The organism is Phenylobacterium sp. 58.2.17 (assembly GCF_026411515.1).
Classification (GTDB): Bacteria; Pseudomonadota; Alphaproteobacteria; order Caulobacterales; family Caulobacteraceae; genus Phenylobacterium.
In genome coordinates this window covers 41769-64784 of the sequence record NZ_JAPMTQ010000009.1, presented here as the reverse complement: position 1 = coordinate 64784, position 23016 = coordinate 41769, and the positions used below count along the sequence as shown (strand labels likewise).

General features: G+C 68.2%; 20 protein-coding genes. 10 read left to right on the top strand and 10 right to left on the bottom strand.

Features of this window, described 5'->3' with window-relative positions; translation table 11 throughout:
* Positions 1 to 89: 89 nt before the first annotated feature.
* Positions 90 to 1505 (bottom strand): helix-turn-helix domain-containing protein, encoded by a 1416-nt coding sequence (locus OUA97_RS08765; RefSeq protein WP_267231481.1) that lies wholly within the window; start codon positions 1503 to 1505, stop codon positions 90 to 92.
* 157 nt (positions 1506 to 1662) lie between these two features.
* Between OUA97_RS08765 and OUA97_RS08760 the strand changes: the two genes are divergently transcribed.
* A complete protein-coding gene (locus tag OUA97_RS08760) occupies positions 1663 to 3255 on the top strand; it encodes an isocitrate lyase (RefSeq protein ID WP_267231480.1) in 1593 nt (530 codons plus the stop codon).
* A 160-nt stretch (positions 3256 to 3415) separates the two neighbouring features.
* Positions 3416 to 4405, top strand: a complete 990-nt coding sequence (locus tag OUA97_RS08755; RefSeq protein WP_267231479.1) for a polysaccharide deacetylase family protein — start codon at positions 3416 to 3418, stop codon at positions 4403 to 4405.
* A gap of 98 nt (positions 4406 to 4503) precedes the next feature.
* On the opposite strand, the gene OUA97_RS08750 is transcribed toward OUA97_RS08755, so the two are convergent.
* On the bottom strand, positions 4504 to 5175 hold the full coding sequence (locus tag OUA97_RS08750; protein ID WP_267231478.1) for a methyltransferase domain-containing protein: 672 nt from the start codon (positions 5173 to 5175) through the stop codon (positions 4504 to 4506).
* 210 nt (positions 5176 to 5385) lie between these two features.
* Here OUA97_RS08750 and OUA97_RS08745 point away from each other — a divergent pair, with 210 nt between their 5' ends.
* From OUA97_RS08745 to OUA97_RS08735, 3 genes are read left to right on the top strand one after another with little or no spacing between them, the layout of a single operon-like run.
* Positions 5386 to 6255 (top strand): ABC transporter permease, encoded by an 870-nt coding sequence (locus tag OUA97_RS08745; protein ID WP_267231477.1) that lies wholly within the window; start codon positions 5386 to 5388, stop codon positions 6253 to 6255.
* Positions 6252 to 7517: an ABC transporter ATP-binding protein gene (locus tag OUA97_RS08740; RefSeq protein WP_267231476.1), complete on the top strand. Its 1266-nt coding sequence runs from the start codon at positions 6252 to 6254 to the stop codon at positions 7515 to 7517. The genes OUA97_RS08745 and OUA97_RS08740 overlap by 4 nt, the downstream gene beginning before the upstream one ends.
* An 18-nt stretch (positions 7518 to 7535) precedes the next feature.
* A complete protein-coding gene (locus OUA97_RS08735) occupies positions 7536 to 8654 on the top strand; it encodes a glycosyltransferase family 2 protein (RefSeq protein ID WP_267231475.1) in 1119 nt (372 codons plus the stop codon).
* Here the strand turns inward: OUA97_RS08735 and OUA97_RS08730 are convergent.
* The 6 genes from OUA97_RS08730 to OUA97_RS08705 are packed head-to-tail and all read right to left on the bottom strand — an operon-like array spanning position 8651 to position 14488.
* Positions 8651 to 9589, bottom strand: coding sequence for a glycosyltransferase family 2 protein (locus OUA97_RS08730; protein WP_267231474.1), 939 nt, complete (start codon positions 9587 to 9589; stop codon positions 8651 to 8653). The two genes, OUA97_RS08735 and OUA97_RS08730, sit on opposite strands and share 4 nt — an antisense overlap.
* The gene (locus OUA97_RS08725; RefSeq protein ID WP_267231472.1) at positions 9589 to 10461 is read right to left on the bottom strand and encodes a glycosyltransferase family 2 protein; all 873 of its coding nucleotides are present in this window, start codon (positions 10459 to 10461) and stop codon (positions 9589 to 9591) included. Before OUA97_RS08725 ends, OUA97_RS08730 begins: the two co-directional genes overlap by 1 nt.
* Entirely contained in the window at positions 10448 to 11416 is a 969-nt protein-coding gene (locus OUA97_RS08720) for a glycosyltransferase family 2 protein (protein ID WP_267231471.1), read from the bottom strand. Before OUA97_RS08720 ends, OUA97_RS08725 begins: the two co-directional genes overlap by 14 nt.
* Before the next feature lie 17 nt (positions 11417 to 11433).
* Positions 11434 to 12513, bottom strand: coding sequence for an NAD-dependent epimerase/dehydratase family protein (locus OUA97_RS08715; RefSeq protein ID WP_267231470.1), 1080 nt, complete (start codon positions 12511 to 12513; stop codon positions 11434 to 11436).
* A complete protein-coding gene (locus OUA97_RS08710; RefSeq protein WP_267231469.1) occupies positions 12510 to 13610 on the bottom strand; it encodes a Gfo/Idh/MocA family protein in 1101 nt (366 codons plus the stop codon). The genes OUA97_RS08715 and OUA97_RS08710 overlap by 4 nt, the downstream gene beginning before the upstream one ends.
* On the bottom strand, positions 13496 to 14488 hold the full coding sequence (locus tag OUA97_RS08705; protein WP_267231468.1) for a glycosyltransferase: 993 nt from the start codon (positions 14486 to 14488) through the stop codon (positions 13496 to 13498). The genes OUA97_RS08710 and OUA97_RS08705 overlap by 115 nt, the downstream gene beginning before the upstream one ends.
* Positions 14489 to 15358: 870 nt before the next feature.
* Between OUA97_RS08705 and OUA97_RS08700 the strand changes: the two genes are divergently transcribed.
* On the top strand, positions 15359 to 16357 hold the full coding sequence (locus OUA97_RS08700; protein ID WP_267231467.1) for an NAD-dependent epimerase/dehydratase family protein: 999 nt from the start codon (positions 15359 to 15361) through the stop codon (positions 16355 to 16357).
* Here the strand turns inward: OUA97_RS08700 and OUA97_RS08695 are convergent.
* Positions 16350 to 17423 (bottom strand): glycosyltransferase family 2 protein, encoded by a 1074-nt coding sequence (locus OUA97_RS08695; protein WP_267231465.1) that lies wholly within the window; start codon positions 17421 to 17423, stop codon positions 16350 to 16352. The genes OUA97_RS08700 and OUA97_RS08695 overlap by 8 nt on opposite strands.
* A 103-nt stretch (positions 17424 to 17526) precedes the next feature.
* Between OUA97_RS08695 and OUA97_RS08690 the strand changes: the two genes are divergently transcribed.
* The 4 genes from OUA97_RS08690 (at position 17527) to OUA97_RS08675 (ending at position 22230) form a co-directional block, all read left to right on the top strand.
* A complete protein-coding gene (locus OUA97_RS08690) occupies positions 17527 to 18654 on the top strand; it encodes a glycosyltransferase family 4 protein (RefSeq protein ID WP_267231464.1) in 1128 nt (375 codons plus the stop codon).
* Complete coding sequence (galE, locus tag OUA97_RS08685; protein ID WP_267231463.1) at positions 18644 to 19663, top strand: UDP-glucose 4-epimerase GalE; 1020 nt, start codon at positions 18644 to 18646, stop codon at positions 19661 to 19663. Before OUA97_RS08690 ends, galE begins: the two co-directional genes overlap by 11 nt.
* A 2-nt stretch (positions 19664 to 19665) precedes the next feature.
* Entirely contained in the window at positions 19666 to 20841 is a 1176-nt protein-coding gene (locus OUA97_RS08680) for a class I SAM-dependent methyltransferase (protein WP_267231462.1), read from the top strand.
* 114 nt (positions 20842 to 20955) lie between these two features.
* Positions 20956 to 22230, top strand: a complete 1275-nt coding sequence (locus OUA97_RS08675; RefSeq protein WP_267231461.1) for a DUF1254 domain-containing protein — start codon at positions 20956 to 20958, stop codon at positions 22228 to 22230.
* Positions 22231 to 22420: 190 nt separating this feature from the next.
* Here OUA97_RS08675 and OUA97_RS08670 read toward each other — a convergent pair whose 3' ends face one another.
* Positions 22421 to 22870, bottom strand: a complete 450-nt coding sequence (locus tag OUA97_RS08670) for a hypothetical protein (RefSeq protein WP_267231460.1) — start codon at positions 22868 to 22870, stop codon at positions 22421 to 22423.
* Positions 22871 to 23016: the final 146 nt, after the last annotated feature.

Sequence of the window (23016 nt, the reverse complement as noted above, 5' to 3'; positions counted from 1 at the left end):
TCCGGCGCTTTACTGCACGGAAGCGCGCCGGTTTGAAGCGTTTTGTTCGCGAGGGGCGACGCTTTGGCGCGCCAGGGGCAGAATTTGCCCTAAGCGTCGGAAAAGCCGAACGGCGCGCTCGTGCGGCGGATGTCGTCGGCCAGGATCTGCCGGCCGATCGGCGGCGCCGAACGCGCCGTGCACTCGGTGCGATGGCAGAGTCGGCAGGTGACCCCGATCGGCGTGGCGCTTTCCGGTCCCGGACGGTCCTGGGTGTAGATCAGCCGGTGAGCGTGCTCGGCCGAGCAGCCGAGCGCGATGGCCCGCTCGACCCGTGGGGTGCCGAATGCGCCGCCGCCGGCGGTGACGGTGCGGGCCATCGAAAAGAACCGCTCGCCGTCCGGCAGCTCCAGCCACTGGGTGACGATTTCGCGCGGGGTCTTGAACGCCTGGTGCACCGACCACAGCGGACAGCCGCCGCCGTGGCGCGCGAACGGAAAGCCCGCCCCATCCAGGCGCTTCGAGACGTTGCCGGCCGGGTCGACGCGGATGAAGAAGAACGGCACCCGCTCGTGGCCGGGCTTCTGCAGGGTGGTCAGGCGGTGAGCGGTCTGCTCGAAGCTGGCCCCGAACTGGCGGCCCAGGGCCTCGACGTCGTAGCGCCGCGCCTCGACCGCCTTGGCGAAGGCGGTATAGGGCATCAGGATCGCGGCTGCCGCATAGCTGGCCAGCGCCCGGCGGGTCAGCCGCTCGCCGCTCTCGCTGGCGAAGGTCCCCTCGGCCGCCACCGCGTCGACGTCCTCGCGCATCTCCAGATAGGCCAGTTGCAGGGCCAGCTGGAACACCTGGCTGGCGGTGTCGAGCGAGTCGTCGAGCAGCAGCTCCTTGCGGTGCCAGTCGAGCCGGCGGATCGACCCGACCATGAAGCTCGACGGGATGCGCCGGACCCGCAGATTGTGCCGCGCCTTCAGATAGGCGGCGATGCTGTCATGGGCGGCGACCTGCTGGGCCAGACGCTCGGCCGCGTCGTCCAGCACCGGAAAGCAGTTGCGTCGCGCGGCCAGGAACCGCCGGGACTCCGCCACAGGGTCGGCCGCGTCCGGGCCCTGGGCGGCGTCGCCGGCCGGCCCCTCGGCGCTGCGGTCGGCCAGGGCCAGCTGTTCTTCCTTGTAGGCGGTGTAGAGCCGCAGCAGCGCCTCGGTGATGCCCGGGAAGTTGGTGGTGACGTCAGTGCTCTCCAGCGTCGGCAGGTCGATGTCGCCGAACATCGGATCCTTCAGCACCGCCTGCAGCCGCGCCACGTCGTCCGACCCGCCGTCGCCGGCCAGGGCGGCCATGTCCATCTTGTAGGTCTGCGACAGCCGCAGCAGCATTTCAGCGCTGAGCGGGCGATGGTTGCGCTCCAGCAGCGCGATGTACGAGGGCGAGACTTCCAGGTCCGCGGCCATGTCCGCCTGGGTCAGGCCGTGGTCCCGGCGCAGGCGGCGCAGGCTCGGACCGACATACAGGCGCCGTTCAGCGGCCACTTCTTACTCCGGGGCTTGTCGAGACATTACAGCATTACAGAGATCGTCCGTAAAGTCTTACATCCGCACCTCGCAGCGACTCCACACCGCCGGGCGACCGCCCTAGGTGACCGCCAGCACCGGGCCGAGTTCCCCCGGCTGATCGCGGAAGAGGCACATGTCTTATCAAGACCACATCATCGAGATGAGCCAGCTCATCGAAAGCAAGAACGGCACCTGGGACGGCATCAACGCCGAGTCGGTGGCCCGCATGCGTCTGCAGAACCGCTTCAAGACCGGCCTGGAGATCGCCAAGTACAACGCCGCGATCATGCGTAAGGACATGGCCGCCTACGACCTGGACGCCGGCAAGTACACCCAGTCGCTGGGCTGCTGGCACGGCTTCATCGGCCAGCAGAAGCTGATCTCGATCAAGAAGCACTTCGGCACCACCGACCGCCGCTACCTCTACCTGTCGGGCTGGATGGTCGCCGCCCTGCGTTCGGAGTTCGGCCCGCTGCCGGACCAGTCGATGCACGAGAAGACCTCGGTCCCGGCCCTGATCGAAGAACTCTACACCTTCCTGCGCCAAGCCGACGCCCGTGAGCTGGGCGGCATGTTCCGCGACCTCGACGCCGCGCGCGCCGCCGGCGACAAGGCCAAGGAGCAGTCGATCATCGACGCGGTCGACAACTACCAGACCCACGTCGTGCCGGTCATCGCCGACATCGACGCCGGTTTCGGCAACGCCGAAGCGACCTACCTGCTGGCCAAGAAGATGATCGAAGCCGGCGCCTGCGCCCTGCAGATCGAAAACCAGGTCTCGGACGAAAAGCAGTGCGGCCACCAGGACGGTAAGGTCACCGTTCCGCACGAAGACTTCCTCGCCAAGGTCCGCGCCTGCCGCTACGCCTTCCTCGAGCTGGGCGTCGACGACGGCGTCATCGTGACCCGCACCGACTCGCTGGGCGCCGGCCTGACCAAGCAGATCGCCGTCAGCCACACCCCGGGCGACCTGGGCGACCAGTACAACAGCTTCCTGGACTGCGAAGAGATCGCCCCCGCCGACCTGAAGAACGGCGACGTGATCATCAACCGCGAAGGCAAGCTGCTGCGTCCGAAGCGCCTGCCGAGCAACCTGTTCCAGTTCCGCGAAGGCACCGGCGAAGACCGCTGCGTCCTGGACTCGATCACCTCGCTGCAGAACGGCGCCGACCTGCTGTGGATCGAAACCGAAAAGCCGCACGTCGAGCAGATCGCCGGCATGATGGACCGCGTCCGCGCCGTCATCCCGAACGCCAAGCTGGTCTACAACAACAGCCCGTCGTTCAACTGGACCCTGAACTTCCGTCAGCAAGTGTACGACGCGTGGAAGGCGGCCGGTAAGGACGTCTCGTCCTACGACCGCGCGGGCCTGATGAGCGTGGACTACGACGCCACCGAACTGGCGGCCGAAGCCGACGAACGCATCCGCACCTTCCAGGCGGACGGCGCCAAGCGCGCGGGCATCTTCCACCACCTGATCACCCTGCCGACCTACCACACCGCGGCCCTGTCGACCGACAACCTGGCCAAGGAGTACTTCGGTTCGCAAGGCATGCTGGGCTACGTGAAGGGCGTCCAGCGTCAGGAAATCCGCCAAGGCATCGCCTGCGTGAAGCACCAGAACATGTCCGGCTCGGACATCGGTGACGATCACAAGGAATACTTCGCCGGCGAAGCCGCGCTGAAGGCCGGCGGCGTCCACAACACGATGAACCAGTTCGCCTAAGCGAGCCTCATCGACCGACTAGGGAACGGCCCGGGGCTCACGCTCCGGGCCGTTTTTCTTTGGCGCGCGGCGCAAGGCCGGCGCGAACTTCATTCTCAACTAAGGCATTTGGGCGTTTAATCCGCCCGGCAAGCATTGCTGTGCTGGGAAATGGCCTCGGATGTCCAGGATCAGACGTATCGCCCGCAAGGCCGGGAGCCGCCTCAAGGCCGCCAGCCGCCGCATGCTCGGCCTGCCCGCCGGCCCGGCGATCCTGATGTACCACCGCGTCAACGAGCCGGGGTACGATCCCTGGGAACTGGCGGTCACCCCGGCCCATTTCGACGAGCAGCTCGCCTGGCTCAAGCGCCGGCGCACGGTGCTGCCGCTGGTCGAGTTCGCCGAGCGCCACGCCCGCGGCGACCTGCCCCGCGACGCGGTCGCCATCACCTTCGACGACGGCTACGCCTGCAACGGCCTCAACGCCGCGCCGCTGCTGGCCGCCCACGGTCTGCCGGCCACGGTCTTCCTGACCACCAGCGCCATCTCCGCCGACCACGAGTTCTGGTGGGACGACCTGGAGCGCATCGTCGTCGGCGCCCCGGTCACGTCCATGGAGGTCGAGATCGAAGGGCGGCGCCATGCGTTCGATCTCGGTCCGGCCGGTGACCTTCACGCTCCCAATCCGCAACGCCAGGCGGCCTACAAGGCGCTGTGGCAGGCGATGCGCCTGCTCGACCCGGTCGAACGCCGGGCGCTGCTGGCCGACCTCGCCAGCCGCCACGGCATGCCGCAGGCCGGACGCTCGAGCCACCGCAGCATGACCCGCCAGGAGGTTCAGGCCCTGGCCGCCGAAGGCGTGATCAGCTTCGGCGCCCATTCGGTCAACCACCCGGCGCTCAGCGAGCTCAGCCGCGAGGACCAGCGGACGGAAATCGAAACCAGCCGCGAGGTCTGCGCCGAGCTGTTGGGCGCGACGCCCTCGACCTTCGCCTACCCTTTCGGCGACTACAGCGACGTGACCGTAGACGTGGTGCGCGAGGCCGGATTCGTGGTCGCCGTCACCACCGACGCCGATGTGGTGCGCAAGGGCGCCAACCACCTGCGGCTGCCCAGGCTGCAGGTCGGCGACTGGCCGGCCAGCCGGCTGAGCGCGGCGCTCAACGCCTAGAGCATTTTCCGCCGAAGTGGCTAGCGGTTCGGCGAAGAAAATGCTCGAAACTTAAAGAGTCCTGAGCAATTTCCGATCTGATCAGATCGGAAATTGCTCTAGGCCGCGCGTCGGGCCTTGATCGTGATGGTCACCGGATAGCCGTCGTCGACCTCGTCGAGCTTGCGCTTGCTGACCTGCTCATGGGCCAGCCCTTGCAGGAAGGCCGTGGCCGCGAAGGCGTTGCCGAAGGTCTCGACCTCGACGTTCTCGGGCCCGAAGACTTCCCCGAACAGCCGCTTGGCCGACAGCGTCGTCAGCGACCAGTACCAGGTCGTGCCCCATTGGTCCTCGGCCACCGGGCTGATCCCCGGCACCGTCACCAGCGCGACCCCGCCCGGCTTCAGCCCGCGCCGCATGCCCTCGACCGCAGCCTTCATGTCGTAGATCAGGTGCAGGGTCTGGGTCAGCACGATGCAGTCCAGCCCGCTGTCCGGCAGCACCCCCGGCTCGGCCAGGTCGCCGACGATGGTCGCTTCCGGATTGCCCGCCTTGACGTGCAGCACCTCCTGGCGCGTCACCTGCTCGCCGCCGAAGCGACGGCAGTAGGCCGCGTCCCCGATCTCCAGCGCCCGCCCGCGGATCTCGCCGGCCTGGCGGGCCAGGAAATTCTCGATGTAGTACCGATCGATCGGCGTGCCGCGGTCATAGCCGAACCGCCGGCTGACCGGCTCGGTGCTCAGGAACCTCAGGAACAGCCCTGCGCCGATACGGCGGTCGATTTTCGACATCAAGGCACGGCGCCGGCGGCTGTCGATCAACACAGCATTCCTCAAAAGTGGCGGGAGACAATCAACAATAGCGAAACAGCAATTGACCATTGCGCTTCAATATTAACACTCCCTAAGCATCGGATGTGATCAATGCCTCGGCAAATGGAGTCTTGATGCGGGCGCTCGGGTCGGCCAATGCTCGGGAACCGCGAGGGAGCTCGTAACCACATGGCCGACAGCGCCGCACTCCCGGACCACGAGGCTTCGCCCCCGCACATCCTGCGGGAAACCGTGGTGCGCCCCACCAGCGGCTGGCGGGCGCTCAATCTCGGCGAACTGCTGCTCTATCGCGACCTGTTGATGTTCCTCGTCTGGCGCGACCTCAAGGTCCGCTACCAGCAGACCATCCTCGGCGGCGCCTGGGCGATCATCCAGCCGCTGGCGACGATGCTGGTCTTCACCGTCGTGTTCGGAAAGCTGGCCAAGCTGCCGTCGGACGGCATCCCCTACCCGCTGTTCAGCTTCACCGCCCTGGTGATCTGGACCTATTTCAGCCAGGCGGTGAGCGGGGCGGTGAATAGCCTGATCGGCAACACCCAGCTCATCGAGAAGGTCTACTTCCCGCGCCTGATCCTGCCGATCGCCGCGGTCGTGCGCGGCCTGGCCGACCTGGCCGTCGCCTTCGCGTTCCTGCTCGCCCTGCTGGCCTTCTACGGGGTCTGGCCGACCTGGAAGGTGGTGTTCGTCATTCCCTTCACCCTGCTGGCCATCGTCGCCACCGTCGGCGTCGGCGCGGGGCTGGCGGCGGTCAACGTGCGGTTCCGTGACGTGCGGCAGATGATGCCGCTGATGGTGCAGCTCTGGATGTTCGCCACCCCGGTCGCCTATCCGTCCAGCATGGCGCCCGAGGCCTGGCGCCCGCTGCTCGGCCTCAACCCGATGACCGGCGTCGTCGAAGGCTATCGCTGGGCGATGCTGAACACCGGGCCCTTCCCGTTCGATCTGGTCGCCATGTCCACCGCCAGCGCGTTGGTCATGCTGATCGTCGGCCTCTTCGTCTTCCGAAGGATCGAGAGCAGCTTCGCGGACATCATATGAAGAACGAACGGCCATGGGCGATCAGGGTCGACGAGCTCACCAAGCGCTATAGCCTGGGCGGAGCCGGCTCGACCAATCTGCGCTATACGATTTCCGAGGGCGTTCGGCGCGTACCCCAGCTGCTGCGCGGCGAGCGGCGTCCCCGGCCTGAGGATTTCTGGGCGCTCAACGGCGTGTCCTTCGACATCGCCCGCGGCGAGATCGTCGGGGTGATCGGCAAGAACGGGGCCGGCAAGAGCACGCTCCTGAAGATCCTGTCGCGGATCACCGAACCGACTACCGGCGAGGTCCGCTTCCGCGGTCACGTGGGTTCGCTGCTCGAGGTCGGCACCGGCTTCCACCCCGAACTCTCGGGCCGCGACAACGTCTTTCTCAACGGCGCCATCCTGGGCATGTCGCGCCAGCAGATCGCCCGCCGGTTCGACGAGATTGTCGCCTTCGCCGAGGTCGCCGATTTCATCGACACCCCAGTCAAGCGCTACTCCAGCGGCATGTACACGCGCCTGGCCTTCGCGGTCGCCGCGCACCTGGAGACCGACATCCTGCTGATCGACGAGGTCCTCGCCGTCGGCGACATCGGCTTCCAGCAGAAGTGCCTGGCCCGCATGGGCGAGCTGGCGCACGACGGCCGCACGGTGCTGTTCGTCAGCCACAACATCACCGCCATTCAGTCGCTCTGCCCGCGCTCGATCCTGCTGCAGGGCGGCAAGGTCACGGCCGACGGGCGCACCCACGACGTCCTTTCCTCCTACTTGCGCGCCGGCGCCGAAGGGCCGTCGGGCCTTCGGCATTGGACGCCCGAGACCGCGCCGACCGGCGGCTCGGCCAAGCTGCACGCGATCCAGGCCCTGTCGCTCGACGAGGCCCATCCGCACCTCATCGACGTTCACACGCCATTCCAGATCGCCTTCGACTACGAATGGATGGGCGGCTCCCAGCCGCTGCGCTTCGACATCCGCGTGCTGAACCAGAGCGGCGTGGTGGTGTTCGACGTCGCCAGCCCGCAGTCGACCTGGGCCCAGACCCCCGGCCGTCATCGGATCAGCTGCCTGATCCCCGGGGACATGCTGAACGCCGACGAATATCGCCTCAACCTGATCCTGCGACAGGGCGACGAAGAGGTGCTCGACCTTCCCGACGTGATGCTGTTCGAGCTGCTCGACAGCGACGTCGACCGCTACGGCTGGTACGGCGAATGGGAAGGCGTGCTGCGGCCGCGGTTCGAATGGCGCGCCGAGCCGATGCCCGCCGTCGCCGTCTGACCTGACCGGCCGCCGATGGTGACCAGCCCGCCCCCCGCCGACCCGATCGGCCCCGGCGTGGCGACGCCGGGCGTCAGTCATCGCCCGCTGTCTGCCGAGCCGGATCCGGCCGCCGCCATGACCGTCTTCTGGGACGCGGGCCTGCCCGTCGCCCAGGCGCTGACCGGCAGCGACGGCGTCATGCGCCGCACCGCCCCGGCCAAGCGCCGAATCCGGCTGAGTCTCTCGCCGCAGCCGCCGTCGGTGAGCGTCGTGATCTGCACGCGCGACCGCCCCGAGGAACTGCGCCGCTGCCTGGCCTCGCTGCCGGCCCAGACCCTGCGCCCGCTGGAAGTGATCGTGGTCGACAACGCCTCGAGCGGCGAGGCCACCCGCGCAGCCGCCCTGGACGCCGGGGTGGTCTATGTCCGCGAGGACCGGCCGGGCCTCGACTACGCCCGCAACACCGGCGCGGCGACCGCGCGCGGCGAGATTGTCGCCTACACTGACGACGACGTGCTGCTTCACCCGAACTGGCTGCAGAACCTAGGCGCGGCCTTCGACGCGCCCGAGATCGGGGCGGTGACCGGACTGGTGCTGCCGGCCGAGCTGGCCACGCCCGCCCAGCTGCACTTCGAGACCTACTGGAGCTTCGCGCGCGGCTACGAGCCTCGGGACTACACCCCCGAAGCCTTCCAGGCCGAGCGGCGGGCCTTTCCGGCCTGGGAGATCGGCGCGGGGGCCAGCATGGCGTTCCGTCGCCAGGTCTTCGCCACGGCCGGCCTGTTCGACGAGCGGCTGGATGTGGGCCGCGCCGGCTGCTCGGGCGATTCCGAGTTCTGGCACCGGCTGCTCGCCAACGGCTATGTCTGCCGCTACGAGCCGTCCTCAGTCGCCTTCCACTACCATCGTGAATCCGACGACGGCCTGGCCCGCCAGTTGTTCAGCTACATGCGCGGGCATTCGGCGGCGCTTCTCGTCCAGTTCGAGCGAACGGGCCGCCTCGGCGACCTGCGCCGCGCCTTCCTGAGCCTGCCGGTGCGCTACGGCCGCCGGGCGCTCCGCCGCTCGCAACCGCGCGACCGGTTCCTGGACCTGGAGATCCGCGGCTACCTCTCGGGTCTCGGCTTCTATCTTAGCGGTTCGCGCCGGGTCTAACGGCCGACCACGCCGCGCACGGATCGCCTTACGGCGCGGCGCGCCCGCACTGCGGCGTCGGTCGCCCGCCGCGCCGCCAGGGCCAGGCGATCGCCAGGTCCGAGCCGCCAATCCGGCAGGTCGTAGGGCGCGAAGGCCAGCCGAAAGGCCCGCTCGGTCTGCGGCGTCATCAGCCCATGCTCGCGGGCATGCTCGGCCGCCCAGGTCAGGAACGCGATCCGCGCCGCATGCGGCCGAAAGCGATCATAGTCGCCGCCCTCGCTGGCCTTGTTCGAGGTCGACTCCGGATGCTGGCGATAGCGGGACTGGAATTGGTCGGCGACATAGACCGGATGGCGCAGCAGCAGCTTGGCCCAGAGGCTCTGGTCCTCGTACAGCGCGAACCGCTCTTCGAAGCCGCCGACCTCCTCGATCGCCGAGCGGCGGATCAGCACTGCGCAGGTGCACGGGACATCGCCCTGCTGGCCCAGCAGCACCGTGTTGAACAGCGACGGACCCGGATGCGTCCGGCCGGCGAAACGGCGCATGGACTCGGTCCAGGTGCGGGGGTTTTCGCCCTCCCACCACCACAGGGTCGGCCCGTACATCCACGCCGCCTGCGGCGCGCGCTCCAGCACGGCGAGCTCGAAGGCCAGTTTGGTCGGCTCGAACAGGTCGTCGGCGTCCAGGAAGGCGACGAAGCGCCCGCGCGCAGCGTCCATGCCGCGGTTGCGCGCCGCGGCCGCGCCGCGCCGCGCCAGATCGGGCGCCAGGACCCGGATCCGTCCGTCGGCGGCGGCCGCGGCGGCCGCCATCTGCGGGCTGGCGTCGCTGGAGCCGTCGTCCACCAGCAGCAGCTCCCAGTCGGCGAAGGTCTGGGCCTGCACCGAGGCGATCGCCTGCTCGATATAGGCCTCGGCGTTGAGGAACGGCGTGATCACCGAGACTTCGGCCATCAGCGGGGCGCCTTGCCGAGCAGACGCCGCACCACGTTCTTAGCCATCCTCAGCCGCAGGTCGGCGATCGTGCTCCGCACGGCCTGCCGCGCCTGCGGGTCGGCCCGCTGCGCCGCCAGGTAGCGCGACAGCCAGCCGAGATAGCGCAGCCGCGCCCGGTCGTCGGCGCCCGCCGCGGCGGATTCGGCCGTCGCGCTCTGCAGATGCTGCCGATACTTGAACCACACCGCGTCGGCGACATAGGTCGGCGCGGCCAGCAGGGCCTTGGCGTAAAACACCTGGTCCTCGAACATGCCCTTGAACGCGGCCTCGAAGCCGCCGACCCCGTCGACCAGCGACTTGCGCAGCAGCGAGCCGCTGGAGGTCGGCGTCTGGTAGACGTTCTTCAGCTGCAGATGGAACAGGTGCGGCGGCCGGTAGAGCCGGTCCGGTTCGACGCCCAGGTCGTAGACGAAGTCGTCTTCGGCGGCGTCCGGCATCCAGGCGTGCCAGATCAGCGCCCGTCCATAGACCATGCCGGCCTCGGGCTCGCGGTCCAGGATCGCGACCTGTTCGGCCAACTTGCCGGGCGCCCAGATGTCGTCGGCGTCGAGAAAGGCGACCAACTCGCCCTTGGCGTGGGTCAGACCGAGATTGCGCGTCGCGCTCATCCCGCGATTGACGCCGCCTGGGTGACGCAGCAGCCGCACGCGGTCCGGATGGGCGTCCACATAGCTCTGCGTCAGCTCGCGGCTGCCGTCATCTGAGCCGTCGTCGACGACCAGCAGTTCGTAATCCGGCCAGGTCTGGGCCAGCACGCTGTCGATCGCTTCAGCCAGATAGGTCTCGCCGTTGTAGACGATGATGATGACGCTGACCCTAGGCGGGGCCATTCGGACCTCCCGCCCGCTGCGCCAGGCGGCGGCGCAGCGCCGATCGCGCCGACTGCACGCCGCGGCGGGTGTTGGCGATGGCCATACGCGCGGCGCTGGCCGGCAGGGCGCGCGGCGAAATCTGGGTGATCCCGACGGCCTGCCGCATCAGCGGGACCAGCCCGGCCGCCTTGCGGTTCTCCAGCAGGTTCATCAGCCAGGTGTCGGAATAGAACCGGATCCAGCGGGCCTCGCCCTCGCGCACCGCCGCGCGCCATTCCGGCCGCTCGTCGGCTGCGGCCCGATAACGGCGCACGACCCCGAGCACCGAGCGCAGCATCATCGCGGTGTCGCGCGACATGTTCTGATCGTGCTGCCAGTACTCGGCCATCATCTCCGGCCGCGCGGCGATCGCGTAGTTGCGCGACATGCGCAGATAGGCGTCGTAGTCCTCGCAGGCGCGCAGCGAGGCGTCGAACGCCCCCACCGCCTCCAGCCGGTCGGCGCGATACATGACCGTCGCGTGCATGCCGATGCAGTTGCAGCGCAGGAAGGTCGCAAACGGATCCTCGCCCGGCGGGAACAGCGGCGCGGGAGTGATCTCGCGGGTCACCGCATCGACATAGCAATAGGAGCCGTAGACCATCCCGCAGTCGGGATGCTGGGCGAACAGCTCGAGCTGCTTGGCCAGGGCGTCAGGCAGCAGCTGGTCGTCGGCGTCGAGAAAAACCAGGTACTCGCTGTCGGCCGCCCGCATGCCTGTGTTGCGCGCCGCCGACAGGCCCTGGTTCTCCTGCCTGATCAACTTGACCGTCGGATAGCGCGCCGTCACCGCCGCCGGATCGTCGCGCGAGCCGTCGTCAACGACGATCACCTCGGCCGGCGGCACGGTCTGCGCCAGCGCGCTGTCGATCGCCGCAGCCAGGTAATGTGCGTGATTATAGGTCGGTATGATCACCGCTACTCTGGCTGTCATCGCCCCACCCTGTCCTCTTACGACACAACTGGATAACCTGCGGACTCGAGCCACGCGATGGAACGACGAAGCCCTTCCCCGAACGATACGACGGGAACGTAACCAAGTTCCACCTCGGCACGAGTCCAGGAAATCCAGACCGAGCCGGTCTGTAGCAAGGCCCGTTCCAGCGAGACCTCGGGCCCCGCCCGCGCCGGCGCGGCCAGGGCGGCGCGCGCGCGGTACGACTTGAGCCCAGCCCCGATCCCGACGCGGACCGGCCGCGGCAGACCGCCGGCCAGGCCCTTGACCAGCGGCGAGCGGCGCAGCTGCTCCAGCCGCGAGGGCGCCGCCGGGCCGGGGGCGGCGGATGCCGGCATGTCCGGCAGCGCGTCGAAGTCGACGCCCAGGGCCGCAGCGATCGGCCCGTAGAGGTCGCGCCAGCTGGGCTGCTCGCGGTCGCCCAGCAGGTAGGTCCGTCCGGCCGCCCGATCCGATGTCGCCGCCAGGCCGATCGCGTGGACAAGATTGTCGACATAGATGGAGTTGCAAGCCCCGCGCGCGCCGGCGACCACATAGGCCTCGCCGGACAGCAGCTCGTCGGCCCAGCCTCCCACCCATTGCGATCGTGGCCCGAACACGATGCCCGGACGCAGCACCACCGTTTCGACTCCGCCGTCACGCGAGAGCTCGGCCAGCAGGCGTTCGGCCCGGACCTTGGCGTTGTTGTAGGCCATCGGCTGGCGGTCGCTGAGCGCGCTGTCCTCGTCGGCGCCGGCGGCAGGCGCCTGACCATGGACCGAGGCGCTGCTCAGATAGATCAGCCGCGAGACCCCGGCGTCCTGCGCGGCCCGATAGACCGGCTCGACGGCGCCGACGATGGCCTGCGGGTCGCCGGCCACCGCCGAGACGACGACGTCGCAGCCGCGCAACGCGGCGGCCAGGGTTGCGCGGTCGCCCGCATCGGCCACCCGGACGTCCAGGTCGAACCGGCGCGGAAGCGCCGCGGCGCTGGCCCGGCGGACGATCGGGAGCACCTGCCGCCCCGACAGATGCAGCATTTCGACGGCGCGGTTGCCGACAAAGCCGTTGGCGCCCAGGATCGCGATCCGGGTCATGGCGCTGCGCCGACGTCGATCCAAGGCTCAGCCATCGGCTGGCGCCGCGCGTAGCACAGATCGATTGTCCCCAGAGCCGCGAGACCGGGCTCCTGTCCGCGGCCCGCTTCCGGCACGCCGGAGATCGCCGCCCGCAGCTGTGCCGTGAAGGCGTCCTGGAAGTCGCCGCCTTTCTCCAGGATCAACGCGGCGACCTGACCGTCGAGCTCCAGCGCCAACCGATCGGTCTCGTACGGCGTCCAGATGATCCTGCCGGCCGAACCCTGAAAGACGAAGCGGTTGGGCCGCGCCCAATCTCGACTGAGGCGGATCTTCGCCCGCACGCCGCCGAAATCCAGCACGACCCGCGCATTGGCCTCGACGCCGCCGCGGGCGTCGTCCCGGCATTCGATCAGTTGCGGCTCCCCGAGCCAGCCGATCAGCAGGTCGAACACGTGCGGACCGAGGTCCCGCAGCACCCCGCCGCCGCTCTCGGCGCGGCTGAAATAGGCTGGCGAACTGACCGGCCAGTCGAACGGGCCGCCCTCGAAGACGTCCACGGTCGCCAGGTCCCCGATCACCCCGCGGCGCAGAAGATCGGCGATGGCCTGCACCGAAGGGAAGCGGCGACGCACCAGCCCCTCGGTCAACGGCCGGCCCGCGGCCTGCGCGGCGGCGACCATGCGGGCCGCCTCGTCCCCCGACATCGCCAGCGGCTTCTCGCAATGAACCGCCAGCCCGCGAGCCAGCGCGGCGATGGTCTGCTCGGCATGGCGCCGGGGCGGCGAGGCCACCAGGATCAGATCAAGCTCGGCCGTCAGCAGATCCTCGTAGCTGGCGCAGGTGCGCGCGTCAGGCAGTCGCGCGCAGACCGCCTGCATCGCCGTCGGATCGGGGTCGAAAACGGCGACCAGCCGCGCCTCCCCCGCCGCCTCCAGCGCCAGCAGCGCCGGCGCGTAGTAGCGCGCGCTGACCGCCCCGCACCCGGACAGCCCGATGCGGATCAGACGCCGTGGGCGCCCCGGGCGATGAAGGTGAGGGTCAATGCGATCGCGGCCGCCCGCCGCAGTACGGTCGGGGTCGCGCTTAGCCTGATCGCCGCCAGCAGATGCGCGCACGTTCCTTGCCGATCCCCGCTCCGCGCGAACCTGCGCGCATTGTTGAGGGCGGTGTCGGCATAGGTCAACCGAGCCCGCTGGGTGATGGCCCGCGCCCGCGGCGGCGGCAGGTACTCGCTGAAGATCTCGATGGCGCGTCGGGTGTAGCCCAGCTCCTGCGCGAGTCGGTAATGGCGGCCGGTGTTCGAGTTCTCATGCATGCGGTAGCCCGCCAGCACCTTGGGCTCGTACCAGACCGGGCGACGCGCGGCGATGCGCACCCACATCTCCCAATCCTCGGAGCAGACCAGCCGCGGGTCGAAGCCGCCAAGCTCTTCATAGACATCCCGCCGCACGGTGATCGACGGGGTCATGATCCGCTGCTCCTCGGCCAGCCGCTCGACGCCGCCGGTCAGCGGACCGGCCCGTGGTTGCTCAGCCTCGGGAACGGAGAGCTCGCGCCCGTCGCCATCGATGTAGCGATGCCGACAGAAGGCGGCCCCGATCTCCGGCGAACTCTCGAACCCCTTCTGCATCGCCGCATAGAAGCCCGGCTCGACGCGGTCGTCGCCGTGCAGCAGGTGGACATAGCGCCCCCGGGCGCGGCTCAGGCAGGTCGCGAAGTTGAGGATGTGCCCGACATTCTGCGGTTGGCGGTGAAAGACCACCCGATCGCCGGCGACGGCCCGCACGACCGCTTCAGGATCGTCGGTCGAACCGTCGTCAACCACCTCGATCTGCATCTCGTCCGCGCGCCGCGGCGCCTGATCGAGCACGCTGCTCAAGGTCTCGCCCAGATAGCCGGCGCAGTTGTAGGTCGGGATCATCACCGACCAGGTCGGCCGCGGCAGATTGTCGGTGATCGGCTCGATCCGGGCGCGTTGCAGGGGCGTGCTCATCGGTGTCCTCCACCCCCCATGCGCACGTCGGAAATGCGCAGCACCTCTGCGCGTCTTCAGATGACGGGCGTCGCCGACGCGCAGCGTCCGTCACACACGACGGCGCGCGCCTACCTGGCCTGGCCGCGCCCTGGCCGCCGGTCGTGGTCGCTGGAAGGAGCCTCACCCAGCCCCGGACGACCAACTCCGTGAAGCGCAACTCGGCGGGCGTCCCTACCGCGCTGACGATCGCTTCGGCCGCCATATCGATACGCACTCAGCACAAGGTCAAGAGAAATGGGCCAAAACGTAAGCTTGGTTATAGAAAATTATGACGAATAATGAAATTCATCGCGATCTATACTGTAGTTACAATTGACAACCTCAGCGATAATTTCACCCGAATTCCCGACCTTGACTGTACGCCGCACGTCATTCTTACGATAAGCATCACCCAATACAACCATCACGCGCACAACCTCGCGCTGTTTTAGCAATCTCTGCTATGGAATATTTAGAATACGACAGACCGCAGTTCAGCGCCGGGGCGGCGGCGACGTCGCAAGGCGACGCTTGCCTGCCCCGCAGCCAAGAAAATTCGAGGCACTCGGCCCCCACGGGCGGCGTACGGAGTCGACCTAGACTGTAACCGCTCAGAAACCCCTGCCGCATATGGTGTGCATTCGCGCGGAATTCTCCAAAATGGAGAATGACGTTTTTTCGGGATGTATCCGAACGTAAATCGACTAATGTACAGCCTATAAGTCTCGGATTATCGCGTAACTTTCGCCCACCCCGTTTTCGGGACGTCGACTGCCCTCACCAGCAGGTCGTCGAGCCAGATTTCTTCTGGGTGGTGCTTGGCTGTACCGTTCACAACTGGGGGTGAATGTGGGAAAGGCAGTACTCGTCGCCGGTGGCTGTGGCTTCCTTGGCTCGCACCTGATCGATCGCCTCCTGTTGAGGTCCGATGTCGACCGCATTCTCGTGGTGGACAATCTCTGGACCGGCACGAGGGACAACCTTAAGCATATATCCGACCCGCGCCTGCACATCGAGGTCGCGCCCGCCGAGCAGTTCTCGACGTCGGAACGCTTCGACGAAATCATCCACCTCGCTTCGCCGGCCTCGCCGCCGTGGTACATGCGCGACCCGGTCGGCGTCATCCAGGCCAACCTCGGCGGCGCCATGAACCTGCGCAACCTGCTGGCCAACGGCGGGCGCTTCTCCTTCGCCTCCACGTCCGAGGTCTATGGCGACCCGCTGATCTCGCCCCAGCCCGAGCACTACCGCGGCTCGGTCGACTGCACCGGCCCGCGTTCGTCGTACGACGAGAGCAAGCGGTGCACCGAGTCCCTGCTGTTCGAATGCCGCCGCGTCTACGGCATCGACATCCGCATCGTGCGCCTGTTCAACGTCTATGGCCCGCGCACGCGGATCGACGACGGCCGCGCGGTGTCCAACTTCCTCGGTCAGGCCCTGACCACCGGCAAGCTCACCGTCTACGGCGACGGCCTGCAATCGCGCAGCTGGGGCTATGTCGATGACATCATCGACGCGCTGGAACGCTATTTCTGGCGTGATCAGATCAGCTATCCGGGCCCGCTCAACGTCGGCAACGACCGCGAGATCTCGGTGCTTGAGGTCGCCGAATACATCACCAAGCTGGTGCCCGGCACGTCGATCGAGTTCATGCCGCCGGTCCCTCAGGACCCGACCAATCGCCGGCCGGACCTGACGCGGATGAACCAGATCCTTCCGGGCTGGTCCGCGGACATTCCCTACGAGGACGGCATCCGTCGCACGCTCGAATGGTTCAAGCTGCAGATCGGCCAGCAGAAGACCACGCCGGCTCTCGCGCCCGCGCCGCTGCTCATGGACCCTAACTAGCGGGACGCTCCACCATGCCCGGATCGTACGCGGCGTCGAGCGCAGCCAGGCTCTTGAACCGTTGAAGCCGGCGCCTCGCATCCCAGGGCGTGTCGATCTCGCTGTCGGAATAGGCGTCGAAGTGGCGTGGATCGATCGGTCGGTCCGCGCGCCCGCCCTGGCCTCGGCTGAGATAGACGAACGTCAGTCGCGCCTGCTCGGCCAGCTTGAGCGGAGCGCCGAGCGGGTCGTGCGCGAACGCCTGGCCCACGGCGCCGATCGCCTCGCGGGCCAGGCCGCGGCGGGCGCGGTTGCGCGCGTACTCGGCGAAGAAGCCCGCCATCCGCCGCCGTGCGAGCCTGCGGGCCGTGTCGTCCAGGTCCGGCCACAGCACCCGGTACATCTGGATGTGCGAGCGGATCATCCGCCCGACGTCCTCGGTCATCGCCCCGTCGGTCCGGCGGTATCCGGTCAGATAGGCCGGCACGCAGGCGAACTGGTGGTTCAACGCGATCTGCAGCTGGATCAGATAGTCTTCGCACCCCTGGGCGCCGACGGCGTTGAGCCCAGGGTCGTAACGCACGTCGCCCAGGGCGCTGCGCCGGATCAGCGGCGTGCTGCCGTTGGACACGAAGTTCCAGTCCAGGTGCCGGTAAAGCACCCAGCCCTCCACCACCGGCGCGGCCGAGATGTCGATGATCCGGCCGGACGTATCGATCCGGCGATACCAGTTGTAGACCAGGCCCAGACTGGGCGGCCCGTTCGTGAACCGCTCGAGCTGCAGCCGCAGCTTGTCCGGATGCCACAGGTCGTCAGCGTCCAGCGGCGCGATGAAGTCGCCCCGCGCCGCATCGATGCCGGTGTTGCGCGCGGCGGCCACGCCCGCGTTCGCCTTGGAGATCACCCGCACCCTGGGATCCTCGGCCGCGAAGGACTCCGCCATCGCCCGCGTTCCGTCCTTGGAGCCGTCGTCGACGACGATCACTTCGAGTTCCGCATGGGTCTGCCGCAGCGCCGACCGCAACGTCTCGGCGAGCGTCGGGGTGGCGTTGTACGCGGGTATGACGACGGAAATCAGGTTCGGCATGATCCAACTTCGCGGTGAAAACGTGCAGAATTCGAACTACACTATTCAAATACCTTTGGTAGCCATCGGCCTAGCGCCAATGTGCTGGTGAGCGGGAGTCATTGTGCGTATCGCCTTTGTCTCGCTAGGCAGTCCCTTCAACCGCTCGTCCTGGAGCGGCATACCCTACTATGCGCTGCGCGAACTGAGCCGGCGGTTCAACGACCTCACCGTGATCGACACCCCGCGGGTCGATGAAAGCCTGCGCTACGCCTCCAGCCTGGCGGCGATCGGGGTGCTGGTGTCGCGCGAGCCGGTGGTGACCCGCGCGTTCGGCCACTGGCTCGACAAGCGCCTGACCGAGGCTGACGCCGACGCCGTGATCTCCATCGGCGCGGCTCACAAGGTCGCCTACATCGACCCCAAATGGCCGGTGCTGCACGTCGCCGACGCGCTGTTCGGGCCGCTGGTCGACTATTATCCCAAGTACCGCCCGCTGAACGGCCGTAGCCGGCGCATCGGCAACGCGCTGCAGCGTCGCCTGATCAACCGCAACCAGCCGATCATGCTGACCTCCGACTGGGCGGCGCGCTCGGCGGCCGAGTACTACCAGGTCCCGACCGAGCGGTTCAGGATCGCCCCGCTCGGCGCCAACTTCGACGTCGAGCCGGCCGCCTACGAGCGTGTCACGAAGGGCGACAAGCTGAAGCTTCTCTTTGTCGGCTACGACTGGCCTCGCAAGGGCGGGGCGCTGGTGCTGAAGGTGTTCAAGGACCTGCGCCGGCACATCGGCGACGCGGAACTTCACATCGTCGGCTGCAAGCCGGCCGAGACCTTCGGCGTCCCGGGCGTGGTCCACCACGGCCATCTGAGCAAGACCGAGCCCGAGCAGGCGGCGCTGCTGGAGAAGCTGTTCCGCACCTCGTCCTTCCTGTTCATGCCCAGCCAGCAGGAGGCGTTCGGCCTCGTCTACTGCGAGGCCTGCGCCTTCAGCCTGCCCTCTCTCGCGCGCGACACCGGCGGCGTCGGGGCGATCGTCAAGCACGGCTCCAACGGCCTGCTGTTCGCAGCCGACGCGGAGGTCGAGGACTATGTCGCCGGCATCCGCGAAATCTGGGCCGACGAGGCCCGCTACCTCGCCATGACCCGCGCCGCTCGGGCGGCGTTCGAGGACCGCCTCCGCTGGAACGTGTGGGGCGCTACGGTCGAGGCGGAGATCCGCGCCCTGGGGAGGAAGGTCAATGGCGATTGAGATCGGCGGGGCCAAGCCCGCCATCCTGGTCACGGGCGGCGCCGGCTACATCGGCAGCCACGCGGTTCTTGAACTGCTCGACGCCGGCTATCCCACCGTCGTCATCGACAATCTGGTCACCGGCTTCCGCTGGGCCGTGGACCCGCGCGCGGTCTTCGTCCAGGGCGCCATCGACGACGACGCCCTGGTGCGCCGGACCATCCGCGAGCACGCGATCGCCGGGGTCCTGCACTTCGCCGGCTCCACGGTCGCGCCTGAGTCCGTCGCCGATCCGCTGAAGTACTATCGCAACAACACCGCAGCCAGCCGCTCGCTGCTGGAAAGCGTCATCGGCGAAGGCGTCCGCCACTTCGTCTTTTCCTCGACCGCGGCGGTCTACGGCGTCACCCCCGAGCGACCGGTCACCGAGCGCGACCGCGTCGAACCCGAAACGCCCTACGGCCGTTCAAAGCTCATGACCGAGCGGATGCTGGCCGATATCGCCGTGGCGAACGCGGACTTCAACTATTGCGCGCTGCGCTACTTCAATGTCGCCGGCGCGGACGCCCACGGCCGCGCCGGTCCGTCCGGCATCGGCGCCACCCACCTGATGAAGGCGGCGGTCGAGGTCGCGGTAGGCAAGCGCGAAGCCCTCATCGTCCACGGCGACGACTTCGCCACCCCCGACGGCACCGGCGTGCGCGACTACATCCATGTCAGCGACCTGGCCGCGGTCCACATCCTGGCGCTGCAGCGTCTGCTCGACGATCCCGGCGCCAGCCACGTGCTCAACTGCGGCTACGGCCGCGGCCATTCGGTGCTCGACGTGGTCGGCGCGGTCAGCGCCGCGGCCGGCCGCCAGATCCCCTACGTCGTCGGTGGACGCCGGCCGGGAGACCTCGGCTCGGTCATCGCCGACAACGCGCGCATCAGGACCGAGTTCGCCTGGCGCCCGCGCTTCGACGAACTGTCGGTCATCGTCGCCGACGCCCTGCGCTGGGAGCAGGAGCTGGAACGGCGAAGGACTTGAGCATGGCCGCGTCGGATATCCCAAGGTTGGAGCGTCTGCTGCAACTCGGGATACTGCGGCTCCGCGAGCACTTCCTGCACCACGCCGAGCAGATCTTCCGCCAGATGCTGGCCGAGACGCCCGACCATCCCCACGCCCAGCGATTCCTGGGCGTCACCCTGTTCAAGCTCGGCCGGCGCGACGAGGGGATCGAACTGCTGCGCCAGGCGACCGCCGATCCGGACACGCCGCCCAAGGCCTGGGGGGACCTGGCCGCCGCCCTGCATCGGGTGGGGGCTTCCGACGAGGCCGCCGAAGCCTATGGCCGCGCCGTGCACGGCCCGCCGACGACCCCGCCGGCCGATATCGCCTTCGCCACCGAACGGGCGGTGCACGAGTTCAAGCTCTCCGACTATCCCTACCGCGCCACCGTGCGTTACGGCGCCGGGCGGCCTCCGCACCCGCGACTGTTGGAGTTGATTGACGGGCGGCGCACCGATTATGCGCGCCAGTTCGCCGCCATCGCCGAGATCCAGGCCGACTTCGCCGACATCGCCTGGAACGGCCACTACGACTCCACCCAGCCGTTCTGGATGAACGGCTGGTTCCCGCCGCTGGACGGCATGATCCTGACCAACATGCTGCGGCAAACCAACCCGAAGCGGTTCGTCGAGGTCGGTTCGGGCGTCTCGACCAAGTTCGCGCACCGCGCCGTCCGCCGCTACGGCCTGCAGACCAAGCTGATCTCGATCGATCCGCAGCCCCGCAACGAGATCGACGCGCTCTGCGACCAGGTCCTGCGCAAGCCGCTGGAAACCTGCGATCCGGCGATGTTCGACGTCCTCGATCCCGGCGACGTCTTCTTCCTGGATTCGTCCCACCGCGCCTTCCAGGGCTCGGACGTCACCGCCTTCTTCCTCGACATCCTGCCGCGCCTGAAGCCGGGCGTGATCGTCCAGATCCACGACATCTATCTGCCGGACGACTACATCGGCGGCCATGTCGCTCGGTTGTGGAACGAGCAGTACCTGCTCGCCGCGGCGCTGCTGTTCGGCTCGGACGCCTTCGAGATCCTGTTCCCCTGCTGGTACGCCGGCCAGGACGCGGCCCTCGCCGACTACGCCGCCGATCTGTTCCGCGGCGGCCCGCTTGAAGGCCTGAACCTCTACGGGGCCTCCTTCTGGCTGCGTAAAGCCTAGCGGCCCGCTTCCGCACATTGCCAGTCCGCAACGCCGCGGGCAGTTTGCGCGGCCCGGTCGCCCAGCCGCAGGGCCGCCGCTGTCAAACACCGCGCGGCCAGGGAGAATCCAACGATGTCGGGCGTCCAAGCTTCCTCGTCGACCAGCGACCTAGACCGCCTGCGCGAGGCCGCCTGCGAGGCCTGGATCTATGGCCTGCCGCTCATCGAGGTCGCCGCCACCCGCGCCAGCCGCGCCGGCTTCGGTGGATCGCTGAACACCTTCGGCCACATGCGCAACCTGGCCAATCACAAGATGCGGGCGGTGACCACGCCCAATAACGACACCCTCTACACCAGCGCCCAGATCGACCTCAGCGCCGGCCCGGTCACCATCTCCCTGCCGGCCAGCGGCCAACGCTATCTGTCGCTGGCGCTGATGGACGCCTACACCAACAACTTCGCGATCCTCGGCACCCGCACCACCGGCCCCGACGCCGTGACCTTCCGCCTGATCGGCCCCCGCGACACCAGCGAGGGGCCCAACACCCTGCGCTCGCCGACCGACCATGTCTGGGCCCTGGCCCGCATCCTGGTCGACGGTCCGTTCGATCTGGAGGCCGCCCGCGCCGTCCAGGCCGGCATTTCGCTGCAGGGCCCAGAATCCTCCGAAGCGCCGGTCCACGCCCGCCGCAGCGCGCCATGGAACGAGTACTTCGCCAGCCTCGACGCCCTGCTGGTCGCCAACCCGCCGCCGGTCACCGACCTGGCGCTGCTGCGGCGGATCGCACCGCTCGGGCTGGGCCAAGGCGACTTCGACCCCGCCCGCTTCAGCGCCGACCAGGCCGCAGCGATCGAGGCCGGCATCGCCCAGGCCCGCACCATGGTCCGCACCTCCGGCATCGGCGGCGTCAACTGGGTCGACGGTTGGTCCTATCCGCGTTCCGACCTCGGCGACTTCGGCCAGAGCTACGGATACCGCGCCGCGGTGGCCCTGGCCGGTCTCGCCGCCCTGCCGCCGGTCGAGGCGATGTACATGCGCGGCAAGGGCGAAAGCCGCGGTCTCTATGACGGCGCCAAGGACTGGCGCCTGCACTTCCCGGCCGACCGGCTGCCGGCGGTGGACAGCTTCTGGTCGCTGAGCCTCTACGAGGCGACGCCCGACGGGCAGTTCTTCTTCGCCGACAACCCGCTCGACCGCTACGCGATCGGCGACCGCACGCCAGGCCTGACCTACAACGACGACGGGTCGCTCGACATCTGGATCGGCCACGCCCACCCGGGCGAGGGACGCGAAAGCAACTGGCTGCCGGCGCCCGACGCGCCCTTCGCCCTGTTCATGCGCGCCTATCTGCCCAAGGCCGCGATGCTGGAAGGCGACTACCGTCTGCCGCCGGTGACCGCCGCCTAGAGCCCTTCCCACTCGCGATGGATCATCGTGAGTGGGTAAGAAGGGCTCTAAACTCAAGGAATCGACCCTGTTCATCCCGACCGGCTTGATTCAAGCCGACCGGGACAGGGTCTAGAACAAAATCCGATCTGATCGGACCGACGTGCTGGGTCGATGCCGCTCGCGATGGTCCCTCGTGAGCGGAAGGCTCCTAGTGCACGCGCTCGAAATGACCGCAGAGGCGTTCGACCGCATAGACCGTGGCCCGCAGTTCGCGGGTCAGGACCGGGCTGAGCGTCTCGTCGGGATCGAGTATCCATAGCTCGCTGTCTTCGGTGCAGGTCGCCAGCAGCACCCGCAGCGCCAGCATCAGGTCCTCCCAGACCGAACGATCGTTGTCTGGCGCTCGGTGCGGGTCCGACACGAACATCAGGTCAGCGAAGCGGCGCATGGCGCGCGAGGCGTGGGCGACATCCATGGCCAGCGGGCTCGCCTCGAACTGCGGAGCCGTCATCAAGCGCCCGAACTCGCCCGGGGAAGCACCGGCCCACAGCAGCCCTTCGTTGAGCCGATGCAGCGACTCGCTCAGCCGCAGCAGCCAGTAGGTCAGTTGATCCTGCTGCGAGAGGCCGGGATGGGGGGCGCCCACGAAAGCGGACATGTCAGGGATTGTCCACTGGACGGCCGCTGGCGAGACACCGCTTGAGAGCGAATCCGAGCGACAACACCATGAAAAGCCAGACGAACAACAGGCCGGAGATATAGGCGGCGATACTCATGGGACCACGCGAGGGCAGATGAAACTCG